The sequence below is a fragment of the Streptomyces sp. NBC_01428 genome, assembly GCF_036231965.1.
GTDB lineage: Bacteria > Actinomycetota > Actinomycetes > Streptomycetales > Streptomycetaceae > Streptomyces.
In genome coordinates this window covers 8,094,310-8,115,900 of the sequence record NZ_CP109499.1, presented here as the reverse complement: position 1 = coordinate 8,115,900, position 21,591 = coordinate 8,094,310, and the positions used below count along the sequence as shown (strand labels likewise).

Here is a 21,591-nt window from a genome sequence, read left to right as displayed (position 1 = left end):
GCAACGGAGATTGTGGGCGGCGGCCCTGACGGAGAGGCCCTGAGCTCCCGTGCGGCCCCGGCCGGAGGACGCCGGTGCCCGGGCGGACCCCTCCTCGGGTTCCGCCCGGGCACCTTGCCCCCGTGGGCCGCGGCCAGCAGGTGCTTGCCCGCATGGGCCGCGGTCAGCCGGTGGCGGTCAGTTCCTGGTGCGGTGCGGTGCTGGGCGGCGTCGTCCTGACGCGGCGCAGGCCGGTCAGGCTGACGAACACCAGCGAGAAGACACCGGCGGCGGCGAAGGCGGTGAAGCCGGCGGTGGTCGAGCCGGTGGCGAGGAGCTGCCCGCCGAGCCAGGGGCCGAAGACGGCGCCGAAGCGGCCCATGCCGGAGGTCCAGCCGACCGCGGTGGCACGGTTGTCGTCCTCGGAGCGGTGCGCCACCGTCGCGTAGATCATCGCCTGGGCGCTGAAGAGGAACAGGCCGGTCAGGAAGACGACGGTGTAGGTGAGCGGCAGCGGCATCCTGAAGCTCAGGGAGTAGATGCCGACGGCGGTGGCGCCGAACCAGACGGCGGAGATGAGTGAGCCGCCGAACCGGTCGGTGAGCCGGCCGCCGATCAGCATGCCGACGATGCCGCCGAGGTTGATGACGATGACGAAGCCGATGGAGGAACCGAGGTTGTAGCCGTTGGCCTTCATCAGCGAGGGCAGCCACTGCGAGACGCCGTAGACGAGGAGGAGGCCGCCGAAGGAGGCGAGCCAGAAGAACAGGGTCTCGATCCACTGGCCGCCGCGGAAGAGGGCGGTGAGGGCGCCGAAGCGATCGGCGGCGGCCTGGCGTTCCCTGTCCCGGACGGCGAGGTCGACGCCGTAGCGGTCGGCGAGGGCGCGGGCCTCCTCGGTGCGGCCCTTGGCCTGGAGGAAGGCCATCGACTCGGGCAGGAACCTGACGGCCAGCGGAACGCCGACGAACAGCGGTATCACGCAGATCCAGAACGAGACCCGCCAGTCGCCCGTCCCGAGCGCGACGAATCCGGCGACGATGCCGCCTGCCTGGTGGGCCGTCATCAGGGAGCCCACGATCAGGGCGCGGTGACCTCGCGGGGCGTACTCGGTGACCATCGTGATCGCGCTGGGCAGCAGGCCGCCGAGACCGAGGCCCGCGAGGAAGCGCCCGAGGCTGAAGACGCCCAGGCCGCCCGCCGAGGCACAGACGGCGGAGGCCAGGGAGAACACCGCGGTCGACGCGACGATCGTCTTCTTGCGTCCGACCCAGTCGCTGACGGTTCCGGAGGACAGGGCCCCGATCAGCATGCCGAAGGTGGCGTAGGAACCGACGTCGCCGGCTTTGCCGGGGTCGATGCCGAGCGCCTTCGCCTCCAGCATGTGCGGCAGCACGGAACCGTAGATGAACATGTCGAGGCCGTCGAAGAGGACGACCAGCCAGCAGAGGCCGACGACCAGTGCGGCCATTCTGCTGCCGCCGCGCGCGGGCAGGGCGAGGGAGGAGGACATCGTTGTTTCCTCTCGTCCAGGAGGTGTGGGCCCTGGAAGGGGATCGGGGATGCGGGTCGGCGCGGCTCGTGCGGCTGACCCGGCGATGCGCTAGACGCTAAGGAGTGAACCCCCGAGTGTCAACGTTTTTGTCAACAATCCTGAGGGGAATCAGGCCACCGTCGCGACCGTGTCATGAAGAGCTGAGAGGCAGGTGAAACGGGCACGGGCGGCACACAGTTCGGTGCCGCCCGTACACCTGCACTGGCCGGTTCTGCTCGCTCTAAGTTTCGATCAACGCATGGCTGCCCCGGCGGTCCGCGCACGACGGCCGACGGCCGACGGGGAGGACCCCCTGGTCGTGCCCGACGGCGGACCCCTGGTCGTGGCCGACGGCCGGTCCGGGCCGGCTCGGGTTCCGGCTCCGGCTCCGGCTCCGGGTCCGGGTCAGTCGATGGGCGGGGTTCCGTGGGTGTGGAAGGACTCGATGGTCTTCAGCCCCCAGGCCTGCCCCTTCTTCCGCTCGTTCTCGGTCCAGGTCACCAGAGGCCAGTCGGGGGCGAGGACGAGCCGGGTGAGCGGGTTGCACAACTCGACGCGATTGCCGCCGGGTTCGTAGACGTAGAGGAAGAACGTCTGCTGGATGGCGTGCTTGTGCGGGCCCGTCTCGATGAACACGCCGGTGTCCAGGGCGAGATCGGCGGCGCGGAGGATGTCCTCACGGGTGTCGGTGGCGAAGGCGATGTGGTGCAGCCGTCCGTTCGACCCCGTCCAGTCCTCCGTGTAGACCACGTCGTACGACTTGCTGTTGAAGGTCAGCCACTGCGCGGCGATCCTGCCGCTGTCGAGCTGGATCTGCTCGGTCGGCCGGGCCCCGAGCGCGTCCCGCACGAAGTCGCCGCAGGCCGCCACGTCGGCGGCGAGGAAGTTGACGTGGTCCAGGCGTCGCACTCCGACGCCGTGCCCCGGCTTGGCCTGGGGCTGGTTCTTCAGGCCCGGCTTCAGATGGTCCGGCGCGCGATACCACTCGCTCTCCCAGTACAGGGCGACTTCGTGGCCGTCGGGGTCGGTGGTGACGAAGACGGGACCGATGCCCGGCTCGTCGTCGGTCCAGCGGCCCTCGCGCCCGGTGCTCTCGATCTCCTTGACCCGGCGCAGGAGGGCCTCCTCGCTGGAGGCACGCAGGGCGGTGCGGCGGATGCCCGAGGTGGAGTGGGCGGTGAGGGTCAGGCTGTGGTGCTCGTAGTCGTCCCAGGTCCGCAGGTAGACGGAGTCGCCGGAGCGGCCGTTCTCGGTCAGGCCGAGGTAGTCCGTGAAGAACCGGACGCTCGCGTCCAGGTCGGGGGTGAGCAGTTCGACGTGCCCGAGGTGGGCGATGTCGCCGAGCGGCGGGGCCATGGGGCCTCCTCAGGGTTGGTGTGCGGCTCCGGCCGGCCGGGGGAAGACCGTGCCGTCGAAGATCTTGCGTGCGGTGCGGACGACCGCGGTGCGCCGGGCCTCGGGGACGCCTCCGGGGCCGTACGCGAGTCCGGACTCGATGTCGAGGAATCCGGTCGGGTGCTCGATCCGCAGCCGGTCCCCGCGCTCGGGCAGCCGTGCCACGGTTCGGCCGACGCCGCCCTCCACGCGCAGCCCCGCGGCGACGCTCGCGGCGCCGAGGACACCGATGGAGGTGTGGCAGCGCACCGGGATGAACGTGCGGGTGCTCACCACTCCCCCGGCACGCGGCGGCGCCAGGAGCGTCACCTTGGGCACGGAGGCGTTCTCGACGTCCCCGAGGCCCATCAGCCTGCCCGCCTCCAGGCGGATCGCGCGGACCCGGTCGGCCAGGGCGAGATCCTCCTCCAGGTCCCCGGGGGTCTCGTACCCGGTGACGTCCAGCGCGGACGCGGCGACGAGCACGGTGGGCATCCCGTTGTCCACGCACGTCACGGCGGTGCCGGCGACGGTGTCGCGGGCGTGTCCGGTGGGCAGCAACGGGCCGCTCCGCCGCGGGAACTCGACGACCACCGGGGCGGCGGTCCCCGGCACCCCGGAGATCTCCGCCGAGCCCGTGTAGACGACGCGTCCGCCCTCGGTGGGAAAGCTCACGACGGCCAGGTCCCCGGAGTTGAGCATGCGGATCCGTACCGAGGTGCGCTCCCGGCCCGGTTCGACGAGTCCGCGCTCGACGGCGAACGGGCCGACGCCGGCGAGGAGGTTGCCGCAGTTCTGACGGTCCGACACCTCGGCCCGTTCGACGCCTACTTGGAGGAACAGGTAGTCGATGTCCGCTGCGGGGTCCTCGGACACCGAGACGACGGCCACCTTGCTGGTCAGCGGGTGCGCGCCGCCGAGGCCGTCGATCTGGCGCGGGTCGGGGCTGCCCATCACGCGCAGCAGCAGGTCGTCGCGCTCGGCCGGTTCCGCGGGGAGGTCCCCGGCCACGAAGTAGGCGCCCTTGGAGGTGCCGCCGCGCAGGAGCATGCAGCGCAGTTCCTCGGGTCCGCTCACGGCGCGGCTCCATCCCGGACGTGCGCGTCGTAGGGCGTGTAGGTGACGCCGAGGCGGGCCAGGGTGTCGCGCAATCCGTAGCGGTCCAGACCGAGTTCGCCTTCCTGGAAGGCGGCACGGGCCAGTGCCTCCTTGCGCTCGCGGGCCTCGGACGCCTCGGCGGTGCGGCGGGCGTCCGCGCGGGGTACGCACACCACGCCGTCGTCGTCGGCGAGGATGACGTCGCCGGGCCGGACGATCTGGCCGCCGAGGACGACGGGGACGTTGACGGAGCCGCCGGTCGCCTTCACCGTGCCCTGCGGGCTGACCGCGGCGGCCCAGGCGGGGAAGCCCATCGCGCGCAGTTCGGCGGTGTCGCGGACGCCGGCGTCGATGACCAGGCCGCGCACGCCGCGCCGTTGGAGCGCGGTGGCGAACAGTTCGCCGAACATGCCGTCCGTGGACGGGGACGTGGTGGTGACCACGAGGACGTCCCCGTCACCGCACTGCTCCACCGCGGCGTGGATCATGAGGTTGTCGCCGGGCCAGGAGAGGACCGTGACCGCGGTGCCGGCGACGCGGATGCCCTGCTGGACGGGGCGCAGCCGGGTGCCGAGCAGGCCGGTTCGGCCCATCGCCTCGTGCACGGTGGCGGTGCCGTACGCGGCGATCGCCTCGACGTCCTTCGGGTCCGCCTTCGGCGGGCCGGTGACGATCACGCCGCTCATGCCAGCTCCTTCGCGATCTGCGGATAGGGGCGCATGAACGCCTCGGCCATGGTCCGGTGGGCGAGGCCCAGGTTGGGGCCGGCGTTGCGCTTGAGCTGCACCCCGCGGCGTACGGCGAGGTCGGTGTAGTAGTCCCACAGGTGCTGCTGGGCGCCGAGGCACTCCATCGCCCGGCGTTTGGTCTCCCACACCTCGGTGATGTCGAGCAGCACTTCGGGCCGGAAGCCGCTCATCTCGGGCTGGTGCGGTTCGAAGTAGAAGACGGGCGGGGCTCCGATGATCTCGCCCTCGCCGGGGTAGCCGATGGCCTGGGCGAGGACGCGGGCCTCCAGTGCCATGCGGTGGGCCGCCGGGTGGTCACCGTTGTACGGGTCCTCGGCGGGGTGGGTGAGGACGACGTCGGGCTGGGTCGCGCGGTAGACCGCCACCAGCCGGTCGGTGAGTTCGGCGGTGGGGGTCAGCGGGTAGTCGCCCGCGTCGAAGAACTGGACCTCGGCCCCGAGGGTGGCGGCGGCCTTCTCCGCCTCCTCGCGGCGTATCGCCTTGATCTCGTCGAGGTTCCGGCCGGCGCGCCAGGCCTTGGCGGACTCACCGCGCTCGCCGAAGGTGAGGCAGGCGATGGTGACTTTCTCGCTCCGGGAGGTGGCCAGGGCGATGGCGCCGCCGGCCCGCCACACGAAGTCTCCGGCGTGCGCGGTGACGACCAGGGTCGACCGGGCGGGGGGTGTGCTCGGCCCGGGGGGTGCCGAGGGTTCGGGGGAGGCGGGCGCGTCGCCGTGGGTCATGGCAGAGATCTCCTTGGTGGACAGGTGCGTGCCCGCCTCGGATGTCCGTCGTGCCCGCGCGTCGGCGCGCGGGACGTCAGTCGCGCAGCGCTTGGATCACGCTGCCGAGGTGGGCGCGGACGGCCGCTTCGGCCGCCTGCGGGTTCCTGGCGCCGATCGCCTCGATCATGGCCAGGTGTTCACTCAGGGACTGCTGCGCACGACCGGGACGCAGGGCCAACTGGAAGCGATGGCGCACCAGTTGTGCATTGAGCCGTTCCAGGAGCTCGACGGCCGTCCGCTGGCCGGAGAACTCCCTGATCCGGGCGTGTACTTCGTGGTTCAGCTCGGAGTAGGTCACGGGCTCGCCGTCGGCGACCGCCTTGGACATCGCCGCTCCCAGTTCGGCCAGTTCGGCCAGCTGGTCGTCGGTCGCCGCGACGGCCGCCTTGGCCGCGCAGAGTCCTTCGAGTGCCATCCGGCATTCGGTGATGGCGACCGCCTCCTCGACGGTCACGACCCGGACCCGCGATCCGCGGTTGCGGATGCGCTCGACCAGCCCCTCCGTCTCCAGCTCGATCAGCGCCGCCCGGGTACTGGCCCGGGTGACTCCGAACTGCTCGGCGAGTTCGTTCTCCACCAGCCGCTGGGCCGGTGCCATCTCTCCGCGCAGAATCGCCTGCCGCAACTGCACCAACGCGTGCTGCTTGGCCTGCTCGCCGGTGCCTGGACGGGCTTCCTTCTGCATTGCGCCCTCCCTGAGTGAGTGCCTGTCGAACGTAAATCTAGACCAACAAGATTGTCAACAATTTTGTTCGGCATCTTGCCGACACGTCTCGCCGACCCCGCGTTCCCAGGAACGACCCGAAGCGCGACCCCAGGAACGCTCGGGGAACGACCACGAAGGACGCGGCCTCGGCAGGGGGCCGCCCGTCGTCGACGCGTTCCACGTCCCGCCGCACGGCACCCCGCAGCGCGAGGACGCCCCAACTCCAGCGGCGACCCGGCCGGTTGGCGGCCCGAGCCGCCCGGGTGGCCCCAGGTTCCCCGTGCGGACCCGGTCTGTTGAGCAGCGGAAACGTCTCGTACGGTGACTCTCGGCGGCCTGGGGCGACGCGTCCGACGGCCGCCGCACACCCGCCCGCGAGAGATCACGGGCGGGACCGCTCGCCCTCCTCGCGAAAGGCCTCCCCCTCGTGCCGGTCGACTCCCCGCGCGGTCTCCCTCGTACGACGACGGTCGGTGCCGCCCGATCGCGGCCGTGCGCCCTCGTCGTCTGCCGGGGGTGCTGCTGCGGCGACCCGGGCAAGTTCCCGGACATCGACCACGTCCGGCAGCTCGCGCGGCTGCGCGCCGGGGCGGAGGCGTCCGGCGGGCGGTTCACCGTGCGGACGACGGACTGCCTGGGCCCCTGCGACCAGGCGAACGTCGTCGTGGTGCAACCCTCGGCGGCGGGACGGCGAAGCGGCGGCCGGCCGACCTGGGTGGGCTTCGCCACGGACGACGGCTGCACGGACGACCTGCTGGCCTGGGCCGCCGCGGGCGGACCAGGGACAGCCCCGCCGCCGGCCGCCCTGGAGCTGCAGTTCGTCGACCCACCACGTGCCGAACGGACCCGGGGGCGGCGTTGAACGGACACCGGCCCGCGCGGGTCCGCCCGGGTTCGCTTCTCGACTCCGTCCGACCACGGGCCGGTTGACGTCGGCGCCAGGCGTGAACCGCTTCTCGGGACGGGGGCGTCGCCGGAGCGACGCCCCCGCCTTCACTCACCGGGCCGCGACCCCCGTGGAGGGCAGCGGGCCCGGCGCCGGTGCCAGCCCGGTGGGCCGGGTCGAGAAGACACCCCGGCCCTGGGTCCGGCTGCGCAACCGGGTCGCGTAGCCGAAGAGTTCGGCCAACGGCACGGTGGCGGTGAGCACCGCCGTGCCGCCGCGGGTGAGGGACCCCGTGACCCGGCCGCGCCGGGCCGCGAGGTCGCCGAGCACTCCGCCGACCGCGTCCTCGGGCACGGTCACCGTGACCTCGACGACCGGTTCCAGCAACCGCATGGCGCAGGCGCGCAGTGCCGCGCGGAGGCCCAGCCGGCCCGCCGCGCGGAACGCCATCTCCGACGAGTCCTTGGCATGGGTCGACCCGTCGGTGAGCGTGACCCGCAGCCCGGTCACCGGGTGACCGCCGAGGGGACCCTCGGCGAGCGCGTCCCGGCAGCCGGCCTCCACGGCACGGACGAACTCCTGCGGCACCCGTCCGCCGACCACGGCCGACCGGAACACGAAGCCCGCCGCGCTCCCCTCGGCGCAGTCCACGGCAGGGGTGCCGAGCGGCTCGACATCGAGCACGACATGGGCGAACTGCCCCGCGCCGCCGTCCTGTTTGACGTGCCGGTACACCAGACCGGACACCCCGCGCGCCACCGTCTCGCGGTAGGCGACGCGCGGCCGCCCGACGACGACGTCCAGCCCGTGAGCGCGCCGGACCTTCTCCACCGCGACCTCCAGATGCAGTTCTCCCATACCGGACAGCAGTGTCTGCCCGGTCTCCGCGTCGGTACGGACGACCAGCGAGGGGTCCTCCTCGACCAGCCGGGTCAGGGCCGACACCAGGCGGCCGGTCCCGGTGTTCGTGCGCGCCTCGACCGCGACGGACACGACGGGATCCGCGACCACGGGCGGTTCGAGGAGCAGCGGCGCCGCCGGGTCGCAGAGGGTCGCCCCGGCGCGGGCGGACTTCGGCCCGATCACCGCGACGATGTCACCGGCCACCGCGCTCTCCAGTTCCGCGTGGCGGTCGGCGCGGACCCGCAGGATCCGTCCGACGCGCTCGGTGCGTCCCGTACCCACGTCGGTCACCGCCTGTCCTTTCTCCAGCGTGCCCGCGTAGACCCGCAGGTACGTCATCCGTCCGGTCGCCGTGGCGTTCACCTTGAACACCAGCCCGGCGAACGGGGCTTCGGGGTCGGCCGCCCGTTCCTCCTCCACACCGCCGCGCGTGCCGCGTACGGCGGGCACGTCGAGCGGCGAGGGCAGATAAGCCACCACCGCGTCCAGCAGGGGTTCGATCCCCCGGTTGCGGTAGGCCGAGCCGCACAGCACGACGACACCCTCGCCGGTCCGGGTCAGGTCGCGCAGGGCGGTGGCCAGGGTCTCGGCGGAGACCGTGGACCGGGTGCAGAACTCCTCCAGAGCCGCCGGGTGGAGATCCGCCACCGCTTCCTCCAGGAGCCGGCGGCGTCGGTGTGCCTCCTCGGTCAGCGCCTCGGGCACCGGCCCCTCCTCGGCCGACCCGGCGTCGTCGGCCCACACGTGGGCGCGCATCCGGAGCAGGTCGACCACACCGGTGAAGCCGTCCTCGGTGCCGATCGGCAACTGGACGACCAGGGGCGCCGGATGGAGCCGTTCGCGGATCGACGCGACCGCCGCGTCGAGGTCGGCGCCGGCCCGGTCCAGCTTGTTCACGAAGGCGATCCTCGGAACGTTGTGCCGGTCGGCCCGTCGCCACACCGACTCGCTCTGCGGCTCCACGCCGGCGACGGCGTCGAACACCGCGACGGCGCCGTCGAGCACGCGGAGCGAGCGCTCCACCTCGTCGGAGAAGTCGACGTGGCCCGGGGTGTCGATCAGGTTGATGCGGTGGCCGTCCCAGGCGCAGCTGACGGCGGCGGCGAAGATGGTGATGCCGCGGTCGCGTTCCTGGGGGTCGAAGTCGGTGACGGTGGTGCCGTCGTGGACCTCGCCGCGTCGGTGGGTCGTACCGGTGGCATAGAGGATCCGTTCGGTGACGGTGGTCTTCCCGGCGTCGACGTGGGCGAGGATGCCCAGGTTGCGGACGGCGGTCAGGGAGTCGGTGAGGTGTCGGTGCAGGTGGGTACGCACGGCCCTTGGCCTTTCGGACGATCCGGAGCGGGTCGGCGCGATTCCCGTACGACATGCCGGTGAACAGGCGGTTGAGAGCTCCTGCCCGCAGGGACGCGGCGACCGGGTGTGCGGTCGCCGCCGTGCGGGGCGGAGGTCAGGGAGTCGTCACGGGCGTCCGGTTCCGGCCGCGCGGCCGGTTCCGGGCTCCCGGAGACACGAGGATCACCTCGAACTGTGACCGGGGAACGACGACAGCGGTGCGGTGACGCATGACCCGTCTCCCCTCGTCGGTCACGACACGCGGCGCCAGGAGGGCGGCGCGTGATTCCGTGGCGAGTGTAGGGAGTCGGGCCCCGGCGGCGCACCGCCTTTTCGCCCTACCGCCCCGTCCGGTCCCGATCGCGGTCCTGCCCAGCCGTCCGCCGGGGGACGCGGTCCGCCGTCACCGGATTCCGGCGTGCCGCCTCAAGTGCCGCGCGCGGGACGCTCGTTCGGCGCCCCCCGTCGGGCCGGGTCCACCCGGGTCCGGGGCCTCGCGATACGTTCGACCCGTCCCGGCCCTCCGGTCGGGCGGCACGTCGTCAACATCGGGATGGTCATGCGCGAGGAAGCGATCGTCGAGGCAGCCGCCGGAGTCCATCTGGTGCACGGCAGCGACACGAACTGGGTGGTGCTGAGCGAGGGCGACGCGGTCACCCTGATCGACACGGGGTATCCCGGCGACCGCCAGGATCTGCTGGCGTCGCTGGCGGCCCTCGGCCACCGGCCCGAGGCCGTGACCGCCGTCCTCGTCACGCACGCGCACACCGATCACCTCGGTTCCGCCGAGTTCCTGAGCGGCTCGTTCGGGACGCCCGTTCTGCTGCACGAGGACGAAGTGCCGCACGCGCGGCGCGAGTTCCTCCACCAGGTGAGCATCGGCGAGGTGATGCGCCAGGCGTGGCGTCCCGGTGTGCTGCCCTGGGCGGTGCGCGCACTGCGCTCCGGCGGAAAGGCGGACGTCCGCATGGCGAAGCCGGAGGCGTTCCCCGGGGCGGGCCCGCTCGATCTGCCCGGCCGCCCCGTTCCCGTGCACACGCCCGGTCACACTCCGGGCCACTGCGTCTACCACCTGCCGGACGCGGGTGTCCTGATCTCCGGCGACGCGCTGGTCAGCGGTCATCCGACGTCGCGGGCCCGCGGCCCGCAGCTGCTGCACGAGATGTTCGACACCGAACGCGCCACCGCCCTCGACTCGCTGCGTCACATCGAGCGGCTGGAGGCCGACGTCCTGCTGCCGGGGCACGGTCCCGTGCACCACGGCCCGGTCGGTGAGGCGGCCCGGCGCGCACGGGAACTCGCCGGCTGACCGGCGCGGGCCCCCGACACCCTGCCGCCGGGGGCCGCTCCGGGCGGCGGGAGCTAGCCGAGTTCCAACGTGGTGACGCCGTGGACGCGGTCCACCGCGAAGGGCCGGACCGGGCCGGTGTACATGCGGGCCGTCTCGAACGAAGGCGTGAGGCCCAGCTTCTCGACGAGGGCGACCGCCGGGGCGTTGGTCTCCGGTACGTCGACGGCGAGCGCTCTCCCGTCGGCCTCGGCGGCCAGGGCGGCGAAGAGGGCCCGGGCGTCGTCGGCGGTGTCCGCGAACAGGGGGCCGACGCGCAGCGCCTCACGTGCCGGCCTGAGCACGGCGTAGCCGGTCGGCCGGCCGTCGTCGGCGTGCCGTACGAAGGTGCGGTGGCCGGGGGTGGTCAGCCATGAGGTCAGGAACGCCGGCCGGTCCGCGGGGGTGCACGACCCGTCGTACGCGATGATCGCGGTGTGGTCGGCGGGCCCGGCCTGTCGTACTCCCGGTGACTTCTCCCCGGGGAGCACCACGCCGCCGAACCGGACGGTGCGGTGGGCGAGTTCGAACCCCGACTTGCGGTAGTTGTCCTGCTGCGCGACCACTCCGTCGAGGCCGACGGTGCGGCCTCCCGCGTGGGCGAGCGCGGCCTTCCAGGTGGCGAGGCCGTAGCCGTGGCCTCGTAGATCGGGGCGGACGAGGTAGAAGCCCAGGAAGGCGTAGTCCGCACCGTAGTTGACCACCGAGATGGCCGAGACCGGCTCCCCGTCGACCCGCCCGACGAAGAACCCGTCGGGGTCCTGGGCGAAGAAGCTCGCGCTGTCGGACAGCCCCGGATTCCATCCCTCGTCCGCCGCCCAGCCGGTGACCACCGTCCAGTCGGCGGGCGAGGCCTGGGCGACGACGAGGCCGTCGGGTCCCGGAGAGGTCATGGAGGCGCTCCAATGCGTGGGGGTCACGGAGTGCGCCCGCCGGACGCACGCGCTGCATCCTTGCCGATCTCCGTGCCGACGGCAGCGACGAGCCCCCCGGACGCGACGGGATTCGGCCAGCGTTCCGGACGGCCGGCACGGCGGTGCGCCGGCGGAGCGGCGCTCCGGGAAGGGGCACGTGGCGAGTACGACGCGTACCCGGACCAGGCTCGGAGGCACGCCGGGCCAGGGCGGAGACAAGCGGGAGGCCCCGCCGGTCACCCGTCCGGTGGGGCCTCCTGTCCGCGGTCGGTCGGGTCAGCGCACCGCGGCGGGGCGGAACCGGCGGAACATGACCGCGCCGCCGAGCAGCATGGCCGCGCTCGCCACGACGGCGGGCAGCGTCCCGTCCGCACCGGTGTGGGCGAGGGTGGCCTCGGAGTCACCCATGGTCCGCAGCTCGCCCGGCACGGCGGGCTCGGGGTGCTCGACGGGCGGGGCGACGGACGGCCTCGGAGCCGGGTTCACGGGCCGCGAGGGCTCGGGCCGCTCGCCCGAGGTGTTGGTGGACTCGTTCCCGACGGAGGCGTTGCCGAGGCCGACCACGTTTACGGAGTTGCCGCTCACGTTCACGGGGAGCTGCACCGGCAGCTGCAGACCGTTGCCGGAAAGCAGGCCCGGCGAGCCCTCCGCGCCTCCGTGCGCGACCGCGCCACCCCTGTTCCCTCCGACGGCCCCGCCCGCGTGGCGGCCGCCCGTGTCACCCTGCGCGACCGGGGGGACGCTCCGCCGGCTGCCGGAGGAACGAGTGGCGGCACCGCTGCCGTCGCTCTGGTTGGCACAGCGGTTGCCGGCGGCCGGGTTGAGCAGGCCGACGACGTTCACCGTGTTCCCGCACACGTTCACCGGAACGTGCACCGGGAGCTGGACGGTGTTGCCGGAGATCGCCCCGGGCGATCCGGCCGAGGCACCGTCCGCGCCCGCGTCGGCGTGGGCCGGCATGGCCGCGGCCAGCGCCCCCGAGGCGGCGGCCGCGGCGATCAAACCATTTCGGGTCACCCGTTTCATAGGTTCACTGCCTTCCAGACAAGGTCACGGGCACTCACCCGCACTGCCTAAAACGCACAAGACCCATCCGAGTTATGGCTAAACGGTCTTTCACCTCATCGAGTGTCAGACATATCGAACTGCCATGGTGACCCGAACGAGGGAGGGGGTGACGCAGAGTAGGGCACGCCGAGTGGTCCCGCGCGCCCGGCGGGCCGGACGAGTCCGCCCGGAGGCGTGCCTCCACGGCCGCGCCTATCGTGATCCGGGGGGTACGCCGGTCCACCGCAGGGCGACCCTGGAGGCTTGCATGCTGTCCATGCACCAACGCTGCGCGGTCGTGGGAACCGCGACCGCGACGCTGACGCTGCTGGCGGCGGGTCTGCCGACGACGGCGACCGCCGAGGATCCCGACCTGTCCCGGTTCTACCGGCAGAAGGTCACCTGGGCGGCCTGCGAGGGCGAGGGGATGCCCAAGGATCTGCAGTGCGGCAAGGTCACCGTGCCCCTCGACTACGAGAAGCCGGACGGCGGCACCCTGGACCTGGCCCTGGCCCGCTACCGGGCGACGGGTTCCTCTCGCGGCTCGGTGCTGCTGAACTTCGGCGGGCCCGGTGGGGCCGGGATACCCCAACTCGCCTTGGGCGGGAAAGAGTTCATGGGCCTGACCAACGGCTACGACGTGGTGACCTTCGACCCGCGCGGGGTCGGGCGCTCCTCGCCGGTGAGCTGCGGCGAGGGCGTCGACGACATATCCCAGGCCACGGACGACAGTGCGGAGGGCACCGACAGCGCCTCGGTGCGGTCGGCGCTCAAAGCGGTGAAGAAGGCCGCCGAGGAGTGCGCACAGCACTCGGGTGCCGTCCTCCCCCACATCGGCACGGTCAACGCCTCCCGCGACATGGACATCATGCGGCAGGCCCTCGGCGACAAGAAGCTCAACTACCTCGGCTTCTCGTACGGGACCCGGCTCGGCGCGGTGTACGCGGCCCAGTTCCCCAAGAAGACGGGCCGGATGGTGCTCGACGGCGTCGACACCCTCACCGAGCCGGTCGCCGAACAGGGCCTGGCCGGCGCCGAGGGACAGCAGACGGCGCTCGACGACTTCATCACATGGTGCACACAGAACATGGCCTGTCCGTTCGGGCAGGACGCGCGCAGCGCCCGCGAGCAGGTCGTCCAGCTCGTCGACTCGCTCGACGACGAGCCCGTGCCGTCGGACTACGGCCAGGAGTTCTCCGGGCAGGACCTGGTGGGGTCGATCAGCCAGGCCCTGTACAGCAAGGAGATGTGGCCCTCCCTCGAACAGGCGCTGGGCCTGCTGGTGCAGGACGGCGACACCCACGGCCTCACCCAGCTCTCCGGCGGCGCCTCGCTGCCCGACGTGTCGGCGCCGGTCCGGAACAAGGACGGCAGGCCGGAGAAGGAGAAGGACGGCGGCCGGGAGAACGCGCGGGACCAGCAGAAGCACGGCGGACTCGTGGACGACGAGGAAGTCCCGCTCGACAACCTGCCGGCCGCCCTGATGGCGATCAACTGCGCCGACGACCCCGACCGTCCCAGCGCCGACGAGATCACCCGGGACATGGGCAAGCTGCGCGCGGCGTACGAGGAGGCGTCCCCGGTCTTCGGTCAGTACCGGCTCACCCAGGTGCTGATGTGCTACGGCCGGGCCAGGGGCACCGACTACATCCGCGACGACGTCCGCGACGTGAACACCTCGAAGATGCTGCTCGTCGGCACCCGCGGGGACCCGGCGACCCCGTACCGCTGGACGGAGGAGACCGCCAAGCGGCTCGGCTCCGCGGCGGTCGTGCTGGACAACAAGGGCGAGGGGCACACCGGATACGCCTCCTCGAAGTGCGTGCACCAGAAGGTCGACGACTACCTGCTGTACGGCTCCCTGCCGGACAGCGGCAGCTCCTGCGGCCCGGAGGACACGGACGACTGACGCCCGGCGGCGGCCCGCGGGCAGGCAGGGCGCCGGCGGTGCCGTGCGGGCCGGCCGCACCCCGAACGGCCCAGGCACCCCCGGCTTCCTGCCCGTGCCCGGCTCGGACGCCGGGCACGGGCACGGACGCGGGACCGGGGAGCGGTCACACGCCGACACACGGCGACACACGCGGACACGCACGGGGAACAAGTCGGGTACAACCTCTCGTACCCGCCGAAGGTCACACTGGGCAGGCACCGGCCTGACCGGCCCGACTGCCGGACGCGCCGCACCCGCACGTGACCACAACAGGGGGAACACCACCGATGCGTATCCGACCCGCCCTCGCCGTACCCGGCATCGCCGCCGCGCTGCTTCTCGCAGCCTCCGGAACCAGCGCGACGGCCGCGCCCTCCGGCCCGGCCGGCATCCCCTCACAGAAGGCCGCCGCGCCCGCGACATGCGCGGCGAAAGCCCTCCGCCTGCGGGCGGAGCAGTCGGCGGACCCGCGTGTCCTGCACGTCCGCGTCACCAACCGTTCGGCCCGCGCGTGCACGGTCGACCGCATCCCCACCGTCACCTTCGGCGATCTCGACGGCGCCGCCCTGCCGAAGCCCGCCGGGGAGAGCGGTCCGTACCGGCTCGCCGGGGGCCGGAGCGCCTACGCGTCCGTGCTGACGATCGCCGACCGTGCCGATCCGGAGGCGCGCCGGGTCCGTTCGGTCACCGTCTCGGCCGACCCCTCGCTCGCCGGCCGGTCCTTCACGGCACGTGAGCTGGGCGCCGGTGCCACCGTCCGGGTGTGGGAGCCCGTGACGACGTGGTGGAAGCCGTCCGCGGCCGCCGCAGACAGGGCACTCGGACTCCGCTGACCCGACGGGCCGGCCGTGCGCGGGCGCCCGCGCACGGCTGAAGGACGCGTCCGTCCGTGGCCGTCGGCCCCGGCACCCGCGTGATCGGCGGGTCTCCTCGGTCGGCGGCTTTCGCCCCCATGGGTTTGACTCGGGGGGTGCGCCGGATGCTCTCTCTGCTCCTCGTCGCCCTCGGTGCGGCCGGGGCGCTGCTCCTGGTGGGCGCCGTCTCGGCGTGGTGGTGGTGCGCGGCGGTCCCGCTGCTGGCACTGACCGCGCTCGGCGGCTGGGACCTGACGCAGCGCCGTCACTCCGTGCTGCGCAACTATCCGCTGCTCGGCCATCTGCGCTTCCTCCTGGAGGCGCTGCGCCCCGAACTCCAGCAGTACTTCGTCGAGCGGAACTTCGACGGGCGGCCCTACGACCGTGAGGTCCGCACCATCGTCTACGAGCGGGCCAAGGGGGCCGAGGCCGAGGAGCCGTTCGGCACGGAGCGTGACGTGTACGAGGACGGCTACGAGTTCCTGGAGCCGTCGATGCGCCCGGTCGAGGTGCCCGAGGAGCCGCCCGTCGTCCGGGTCGGCGGCCCAGACTGCACGCAGCCCTACGACATGGCCCTGCTCAACGTCTCCGCGATGAGCTTCGGCGCCCTCTCGGCGAACGCGATCCTGGCCCTCAACAGGGGCGCGGCGCTGGGGGGTTTCGCGCACGACACGGGCGAGGGCGGTCTGTCCGACCACCATCTGCGGGGCGGCGGCGACCTCGTCTGGGAGATCGGCACCGGGTACTTCGGGTGCCGTACGGCCGAAGGGGACTTCGAGGCGCGGGAGTTCGCGGACAAGGCCGCGCTGCCCGAGGTGAAGTGCGTGTCGCTGAAGCTCTCCCAGGGGGCGAAGCCGGGGATCGGCGGTGTGCTGCCCGGGGCGAAGGTGAACGCGGAGATCGCGCGGGCGCGCGGTGTCCCCGAGGGCGGGACCGTGGTGTCGCCGCCGTACCACCGGGTCTTCTCGACGCCCCGTGAGCTGGTGCGGTTCATCGCGCGGATGCGGGAGCTCGCCGGCGGCAAGCCGACCGGCTTCAAGCTCTGCGTCGGATCCAGGCGGCAGTTCCTGGCCGTCTGCAAGGCGATGCTCGCCGAGGGGGTGACGCCCGACTTCATCGTCGTGGACGGCTCGGAGGGCGGCACGGGGGCGGCGCCCCTGGAGTTCGCCGACAACATCGGCACGCCGCTGACCGAAGGGCTGATCACGGTGCACAACGCGCTGGTCGGCACCGGCCTGCGCGACCGGATCCGGATCGGCGCGAGCGGGAAGGTCGCCACCGGGTCGGACATCGTCAAGCGTCTCCTGCAGGGCGCCGACTACACGAACGCGGCCCGCGCCATGATGTTCGCGGTCGGCTGCCTCCAGGCCCAGCGGTGCCACACCAACACCTGTCCCGTCGGGGTGGCGACCCAGGACCCGCGCCGGGTGCGCGCGCTGGACGTGGCCGACAAGTCCGAGCGGGTGCACCGCTACCAGCGTGCCACCGTGCGCAGCGCGAGCCAGATCATGGCCGCGATGGGCGTCCGTGATCCGGGCGAGCTGACACCCCACCACCTGCTCCGCCGCATCGGACCGACGACCGTACGGACCTACGCGGAGCTGTACGAGTGGCTGGCGCCCGGGGTCCTGCTGGCCGAGCCTCCGCTGTCGTGGGACGCGGACTGGGCGGCCGCCGACCCGGACGCCTTCTGACGTCGTCCGTCCGGCCTGCGGACACCGTCGTCCACCGTTCGGCGACGCGGGGCGACCTCGGCGGCGGCGTCCGGCCTCTCGTACGGGACGTACGACCGGATGCACCAAATGCCCGATCCGCTGATCGGTCCTATGGTGCTCGTATGGAGCACGCACTGAGCCCTGCCGCCCTGACCGAGCTGCGCCGTCCGCGGCCCTATCCGGCGGTGTCGGTGCTGACACCGACCCACCGCCGCGAGCCCGACAACGCCCAGGACCCGGTGCGGCTGCGCAATGTCGTGGCCGAGGCGAGGAAACAGCTGGAGGCCGACCCGGCGGTCACCCGCGAACTGCGGGCGGACGTCGTCGGGCAGTTGGACCGGGCCGTCGCCGAGATCGACCTGTCCCACGCCGAGGACGGTCTGGTGATCTTCGCGGCGCCCGGTGAGCACCAGGTGTGGTCGCTGGCCCGCTCCGTGCCCGAGCGGGTCGTCCTGTCGGACACCTTCCTGACCCGCAATCTCGTCGCGGCGCAGGCGGCGGAGCGTCCCTTCTGGGTGCTCTCGGTCTCCGCCGACCGCGTCACCCTCTGGAACGGCGGAGCCGACCGGGTCTCCGAGGAGCACCGCGGAGGTTTCCCGCTGACGCGGAGCCTGGAGGACCCGGACGCCGAGCGCAAGGAGCGGATCGGCGATCTGCCGAGCACCTTCCGCGACGAGCACACCCGGCAGTTCCTGCGGGACGCGGACACGGCGATGAGCGAGGTCCTGCGCGAGCACCCGCGGCCGCTGTACGTGACCGGTGACATCCCCGCGCTGTCGCTGCTCGACGAGATCGGCACGGTCACCAAGGAGGGCGCGCACATCGCGCACGGCGGTCTGGCGAACGGGTCGCCGGACGCCGTGTGGCAGGCGGTCCGTCCGATGATCGCCGCGCAGGCACGGAAGTCCGCCGACGAGGTCGCGAGGGAACTGGACTCGGCGCGCGGCCGCAAGGAGTTCGCCGCCGGGGTCGACGAGGTGTGGCAGCACGCGGCCGACGGCCGGATCAGGCTGCTCGCCGTCGAGGAGAACTTCCGCGCCACGGTCCGCGACGACGGGGACCATCTGGTCCCGGCCGCGGGCGGTGACCTCGACGCGCGGGACGACATCGTCGACGAGATCGTCGAACGCTGCCTGGAGACGGGCGCCGATGTCCGGTTCGTCCCCGACGGGGGCCTGGGTGACGCGAAAGGCGTCGCCGGGGTGCTGCGTTATTGATCTCTCCGGCCGACAATCGGATCGCGGGGAGAAACGATCCGAGCAGTCGTCGGAGAGGTGCGCAACGCGTGAGTGAGCTGTTGGGTGTGGCGGTACTGGGTGCCGGACACATGGGAGCCGACCACATTCGTCGACTCGACCGGGCCGTGAGCGGCGCCCGGGTGGCCGCCGTGGCGGATCCCGACACGGCACGGGCCGACGAGGCCGTGGCGGGCGTCGACGGGGTGTCGGTGCACGCCGAGGCGGAGGCTGCCCTCGACGCGCCGGGTGTCGACGCCGTACTGATCGCCTCCCCCGGTCCCGCGCACGAGGAGGCACTGCTCGCGGCGTTCGCGCGCGGACTGCCGGTGCTCTGCGAGAAGCCGCTGGTGCCGGACTCCGCGGGCGCCCTGCGGGTGGTGGAGGCGGAACTCCGGCTCGGGCGGCGGCTGGCGCAGGTCGGGTTCATGCGCCGGTACGACGCCGAGTACGAGCGCCTCAAGTCGCTGCTGGACAGCGGGCGGCTCGGCCGTCCGCTGATGCTCCACTGCACGCACCGCAACGTCGCCTCACCGCCCCCTTTCACCTCGGCGATGCTGGTCAACAGTTCCGTCTCGCACGAGATCGACGTGGCGCGCTGGCTGCTCGGCCAGGAGCTGACGGCGGTGACCGTGCTCCGTCCCCGGCCCACGTCGAACGCCCCCGAGGGGCTGCTCGACCCGCAGTTCGTGGTGTTCGAGACCTCCGGCGGCGCGCTGGTCGACGTGGAGATCTTCGTGAACTCGGGGTTCGGCTACCAGGTGGCGTGCGAGGCGGTCTGCGAGGCGGGGAGCGCCCGCGTCGGCGACGAGCGCACGATGTCCGTGACCACGGCCGCAGGCCGGTCCGAGGAGGTGGCCCGGGACTACCTCGTGCGCTTCGCCGACGCCTACGACCGCGAGGTGCGGGCGTGGGTGGACGCCACCCGGGCCGGCCGGGTCACCGGGCCCGGCGTCTGGGACGGGTACGCGGCGTCCGCCGTCGCCGAGGCGGGAGTCCGGGCGCTGGAGCACGGCGGCCGGGTGGCCGTCGACCTCGCTCCGCGCCCGGAGCTGTACGCGTGACGGACTGATCAGCCGCTGACGCTCGCGGCGCCGGTCTCGATGTGCCCGGTGAACCGGCGCGACCACGTCGTGTCGGAGTCGAGCGTCACGGTGAAGTCGTACCAGCCGTTCTGGTAGGCGACCGCGTTGAAGAAGTCCTCCGCCGAGGCGCCCGCGGCGACGGTGTACGTCCAGGGGCCGTCGCCGCGGTAGTGGGTGGAGGTCACGGTGAACTTCACCGACGCGGCGGAGGAGTTGGCCATCCTGAGGTAGAGGGCCGTCTTCCCGGTGCCGGGCTCGGTCGCGTACCGGGAGGTGACCTCGGCGGACTTGCCCGCCTTCGTGGCGTCTCCCTTGAAGCGGCGCAGGAAGCGGTTGGGGCCGACCATCGAGAAGTCGTACGTGCCGTCGCCGTACCCGGTGCCGATGTTGAAGGAGTCGGCGGCGGTCCCGCCCGCGTCCACGGTGTACTGCCAGGGCGTGGTGTCGCGGTAGGCGTTCGGGTGGAGCGAGAAGTGCGCGGCCCGCTTGGCGGGAGTGCCCTGGTTGGCCATCGTGAACCAGGCGAGGATCTTGCCCGCGGCCCCGAACTCCAGGTGGTCCAGATAGCCGTTGGGCTGGTAGGGCAGGGCGCGGGCGGGCCGGGTGCCGGACTCCTGGACGGGCATCGCGTTGGTGGCGGGCACCGGGTTGGGCAGCGGGCCGCAGGTGGCCATGCCGATGACGCTCGTGGCGGGCAGCGCGGGGGTGCCGTGGACGGGGTTCGCGAAGTCGAAGACGCCGGTCAGGTCGCCGGTGACCCTGCGCCGCCAGGCACTGATGTTGGGGCAGGCCGCCGGCTTGCCGAGCGCGCCGGTCCAGGTCTCCAGGAAACGCAGCACCGAGGTGTGGTCGAAGACCTCGGAGGAGACCCAGCCGCCGCGGGTCCAGGGCGAGACGACGAGCAGCGGAACGCGGAAACCGAGACCGTACGGGACACCGTTGAGGAACTCCCCCGCGGTGCCGGCGGGCGGCGCGGGCGGCGGCACGTGGTCGAAGAAGCCGTCGTTCTCGTCGTAGTTGAGGAACAGGACGGTGGAGTCGAAGACGTCGGAGTCCGCGGCGAGGGCCTTGTACACCAGGTCGACGAAGTGGGCGCCGTCGCCGGGCGGGGCGTAGGGGTGCTCCGAGAAGGCCTGGTTGGCGACGACCCAGGACACCTGCGGCAGGGTGCCGGCGAGCACGTCGGCCTTGATGGCCGCGGCGATGTCGTCGGGCGTGGAGCCGGTGACCCTCGGGACGGACGCCATGCCGCGGCCGTACAGGGGGTCGCCGGCCTTGGCCGCGGCGAACTTCTTGAAGTAGGCGCAGCCGTTGTCGCCGTAGTTGTCCTGGGCGTTCTGGTAGACCTTCCAGGTCACTCCCGCCGCTTGCAACGCCTCGGCGTAGTTCTGCCAGGTGAGTCCGGACTCGTCGCCGCCGTCGTAGCTGGAGCCGTCGACCTTGCCGCTCCACAGGTAGGTGCGGTTGGGGCCGGTGGCGCTGAGCGTGGAGCAGAAGTAGGCGTCGCAGATCGTGTAGGCGTCGGCGAGGGCGTACTGGAAGGGGATGTCGGTGCGGTCCAGGTAGCCGAGCGAGCGGACGTTGCCGACTCCCGAGACCCAGTTGTCGAGCCGCCCCTTGTTCCAGGCGGAGTGCTGGGAGGTCCAGGAGTGCGGGAGGTCGCCGTTGCACTGGGCGAGGGTCGCGCCGTCGGCGCCACCGGCCGCCGGTGTGGAGCTGAGCTTCCAGGGGTACTGCCGGCCGGTGCCGTTCGGCTGCTCGAAGACCGGGTGTCCGCCGGACAGGGTGATGCCGCTGCGGTCGTCGAAGCCGCGGACGCCCCTGAGGCGTCCGAAGTAGTGGTCGAAGCTGCGGTTCTCCTGCATGAGGACGACGACGTGCCGTACGTCCGTGATGGTGCCGGTGGCGGTCGCCGCGGTGGTCGCGGCCGCCGCGGGTCGTGCTCCGACGGCCATCGTGGTCCCGGCCGCCACGGATGCGCCGAGCCCCACCAAGCCTCTTCGGCTGATCGGTGTCATTCGCCCGCCCTCGTCACTGAGTGGAGTGCCCCTGTGGCACACCGCGCGCAAGCGTGCACCGGGTGATCGTCGAAGGCCATGGCGGTGCGGTGAGAGGTGGGTGAACAGCGGCGGAAGCTGTGCGTGGATCCCCCGGAC

At 72.6% G+C, this 21,591-nt stretch carries 17 protein-coding genes; 7 read left to right on the top strand and 10 right to left on the bottom strand.

The annotated features are described in order from the left end of the window. Positions 1 to 163: 163 nt before the first annotated feature. The 6 genes from OG406_RS35355 to OG406_RS35330 form a co-directional block, all read right to left on the bottom strand. Positions 164 to 1,492, bottom strand: coding sequence for an MFS transporter (locus OG406_RS35355; RefSeq protein WP_329189763.1), 1,329 nt, complete (start codon positions 1,490 to 1,492; stop codon positions 164 to 166). 426 nt (positions 1,493 to 1,918) lie between these two features. After that, complete coding sequence (locus OG406_RS35350; protein WP_267052470.1) at positions 1,919 to 2,869, bottom strand: catechol 2,3-dioxygenase; 951 nt, start codon at positions 2,867 to 2,869, stop codon at positions 1,919 to 1,921. 9 nt (positions 2,870 to 2,878) lie between these two features. After that, complete coding sequence (locus OG406_RS35345; protein WP_329189761.1) at positions 2,879 to 3,964, bottom strand: 4-oxalomesaconate tautomerase; 1,086 nt, start codon at positions 3,962 to 3,964, stop codon at positions 2,879 to 2,881. Further along, positions 3,961 to 4,671: a 4-carboxy-4-hydroxy-2-oxoadipate aldolase/oxaloacetate decarboxylase gene (locus tag OG406_RS35340; protein ID WP_267052468.1), complete on the bottom strand. Its 711-nt coding sequence runs from the start codon at positions 4,669 to 4,671 to the stop codon at positions 3,961 to 3,963. The genes OG406_RS35345 and OG406_RS35340 overlap by 4 nt, the downstream gene beginning before the upstream one ends. Further along, on the bottom strand, positions 4,668 to 5,456 hold the full coding sequence (locus OG406_RS35335; RefSeq protein WP_267052467.1) for a PIG-L deacetylase family protein: 789 nt from the start codon (positions 5,454 to 5,456) through the stop codon (positions 4,668 to 4,670). The genes OG406_RS35340 and OG406_RS35335 overlap by 4 nt, the downstream gene beginning before the upstream one ends. Before the next feature lie 76 nt (positions 5,457 to 5,532). Continuing rightward, entirely contained in the window at positions 5,533 to 6,183 is a 651-nt protein-coding gene (locus OG406_RS35330; protein ID WP_081222789.1) for a GntR family transcriptional regulator, read from the bottom strand. A gap of 448 nt (positions 6,184 to 6,631) precedes the next feature. On the opposite strand from OG406_RS35330, the gene OG406_RS35325 reads away from it, so the two are divergent. Next, positions 6,632 to 7,066: a (2Fe-2S) ferredoxin domain-containing protein gene (locus OG406_RS35325; RefSeq protein ID WP_164373568.1), complete on the top strand. Its 435-nt coding sequence runs from the start codon at positions 6,632 to 6,634 to the stop codon at positions 7,064 to 7,066. Positions 7,067 to 7,201: 135 nt separating this feature from the next. Here OG406_RS35325 and fusA read toward each other — a convergent pair whose 3' ends face one another. After that, positions 7,202 to 9,307 (bottom strand): elongation factor G, encoded by a 2,106-nt coding sequence (gene fusA / locus OG406_RS35320; RefSeq protein ID WP_329189758.1) that lies wholly within the window; start codon positions 9,305 to 9,307, stop codon positions 7,202 to 7,204. Positions 9,308 to 9,887: 580 nt separating this feature from the next. Here fusA and OG406_RS35315 point away from each other — a divergent pair. Beyond that, on the top strand, positions 9,888 to 10,637 hold the full coding sequence (locus OG406_RS35315; protein WP_266610800.1) for an MBL fold metallo-hydrolase: 750 nt from the start codon (positions 9,888 to 9,890) through the stop codon (positions 10,635 to 10,637). A gap of 53 nt (positions 10,638 to 10,690) precedes the next feature. Here OG406_RS35315 and OG406_RS35310 read toward each other — a convergent pair whose 3' ends face one another. After that, a complete protein-coding gene (locus tag OG406_RS35310) occupies positions 10,691 to 11,548 on the bottom strand; it encodes a GNAT family N-acetyltransferase (RefSeq protein WP_329189754.1) in 858 nt (285 codons plus the stop codon). A gap of 297 nt (positions 11,549 to 11,845) precedes the next feature. Further along, positions 11,846 to 12,595, bottom strand: a complete 750-nt coding sequence (locus OG406_RS35305) for a chaplin (protein ID WP_164373559.1) — start codon at positions 12,593 to 12,595, stop codon at positions 11,846 to 11,848. A gap of 289 nt (positions 12,596 to 12,884) precedes the next feature. Here OG406_RS35305 and OG406_RS35300 point away from each other — a divergent pair, with 289 nt between their 5' ends. The 5 genes from OG406_RS35300 (at position 12,885) to OG406_RS35280 (ending at position 19,414) form a co-directional block, all read left to right on the top strand. Continuing rightward, the gene (locus OG406_RS35300) at positions 12,885 to 14,525 is read left to right on the top strand and encodes an alpha/beta hydrolase (RefSeq protein WP_329189752.1); all 1,641 of its coding nucleotides are present in this window, start codon (positions 12,885 to 12,887) and stop codon (positions 14,523 to 14,525) included. Between the two features lie 308 nt (positions 14,526 to 14,833). After that, positions 14,834 to 15,379 (top strand): DUF4232 domain-containing protein, encoded by a 546-nt coding sequence (locus tag OG406_RS35295; protein ID WP_266853414.1) that lies wholly within the window; start codon positions 14,834 to 14,836, stop codon positions 15,377 to 15,379. 146 nt (positions 15,380 to 15,525) lie between these two features. Next, complete coding sequence (locus OG406_RS35290) at positions 15,526 to 17,094, top strand: FMN-binding glutamate synthase family protein (RefSeq protein WP_329189750.1); 1,569 nt, start codon at positions 15,526 to 15,528, stop codon at positions 17,092 to 17,094. A gap of 143 nt (positions 17,095 to 17,237) precedes the next feature. Continuing rightward, positions 17,238 to 18,332 (top strand): baeRF3 domain-containing protein, encoded by a 1,095-nt coding sequence (locus OG406_RS35285; protein ID WP_329189748.1) that lies wholly within the window; start codon positions 17,238 to 17,240, stop codon positions 18,330 to 18,332. A 68-nt stretch (positions 18,333 to 18,400) separates the two neighbouring features. Next, complete coding sequence (locus OG406_RS35280; protein ID WP_329189746.1) at positions 18,401 to 19,414, top strand: Gfo/Idh/MocA family protein; 1,014 nt, start codon at positions 18,401 to 18,403, stop codon at positions 19,412 to 19,414. Between the two features lie 8 nt (positions 19,415 to 19,422). On the opposite strand, the gene OG406_RS35275 is transcribed toward OG406_RS35280, so the two are convergent. Continuing rightward, entirely contained in the window at positions 19,423 to 21,453 is a 2,031-nt protein-coding gene (locus tag OG406_RS35275) for a phosphocholine-specific phospholipase C (protein ID WP_329189744.1), read from the bottom strand. Positions 21,454 to 21,591: the final 138 nt, after the last annotated feature.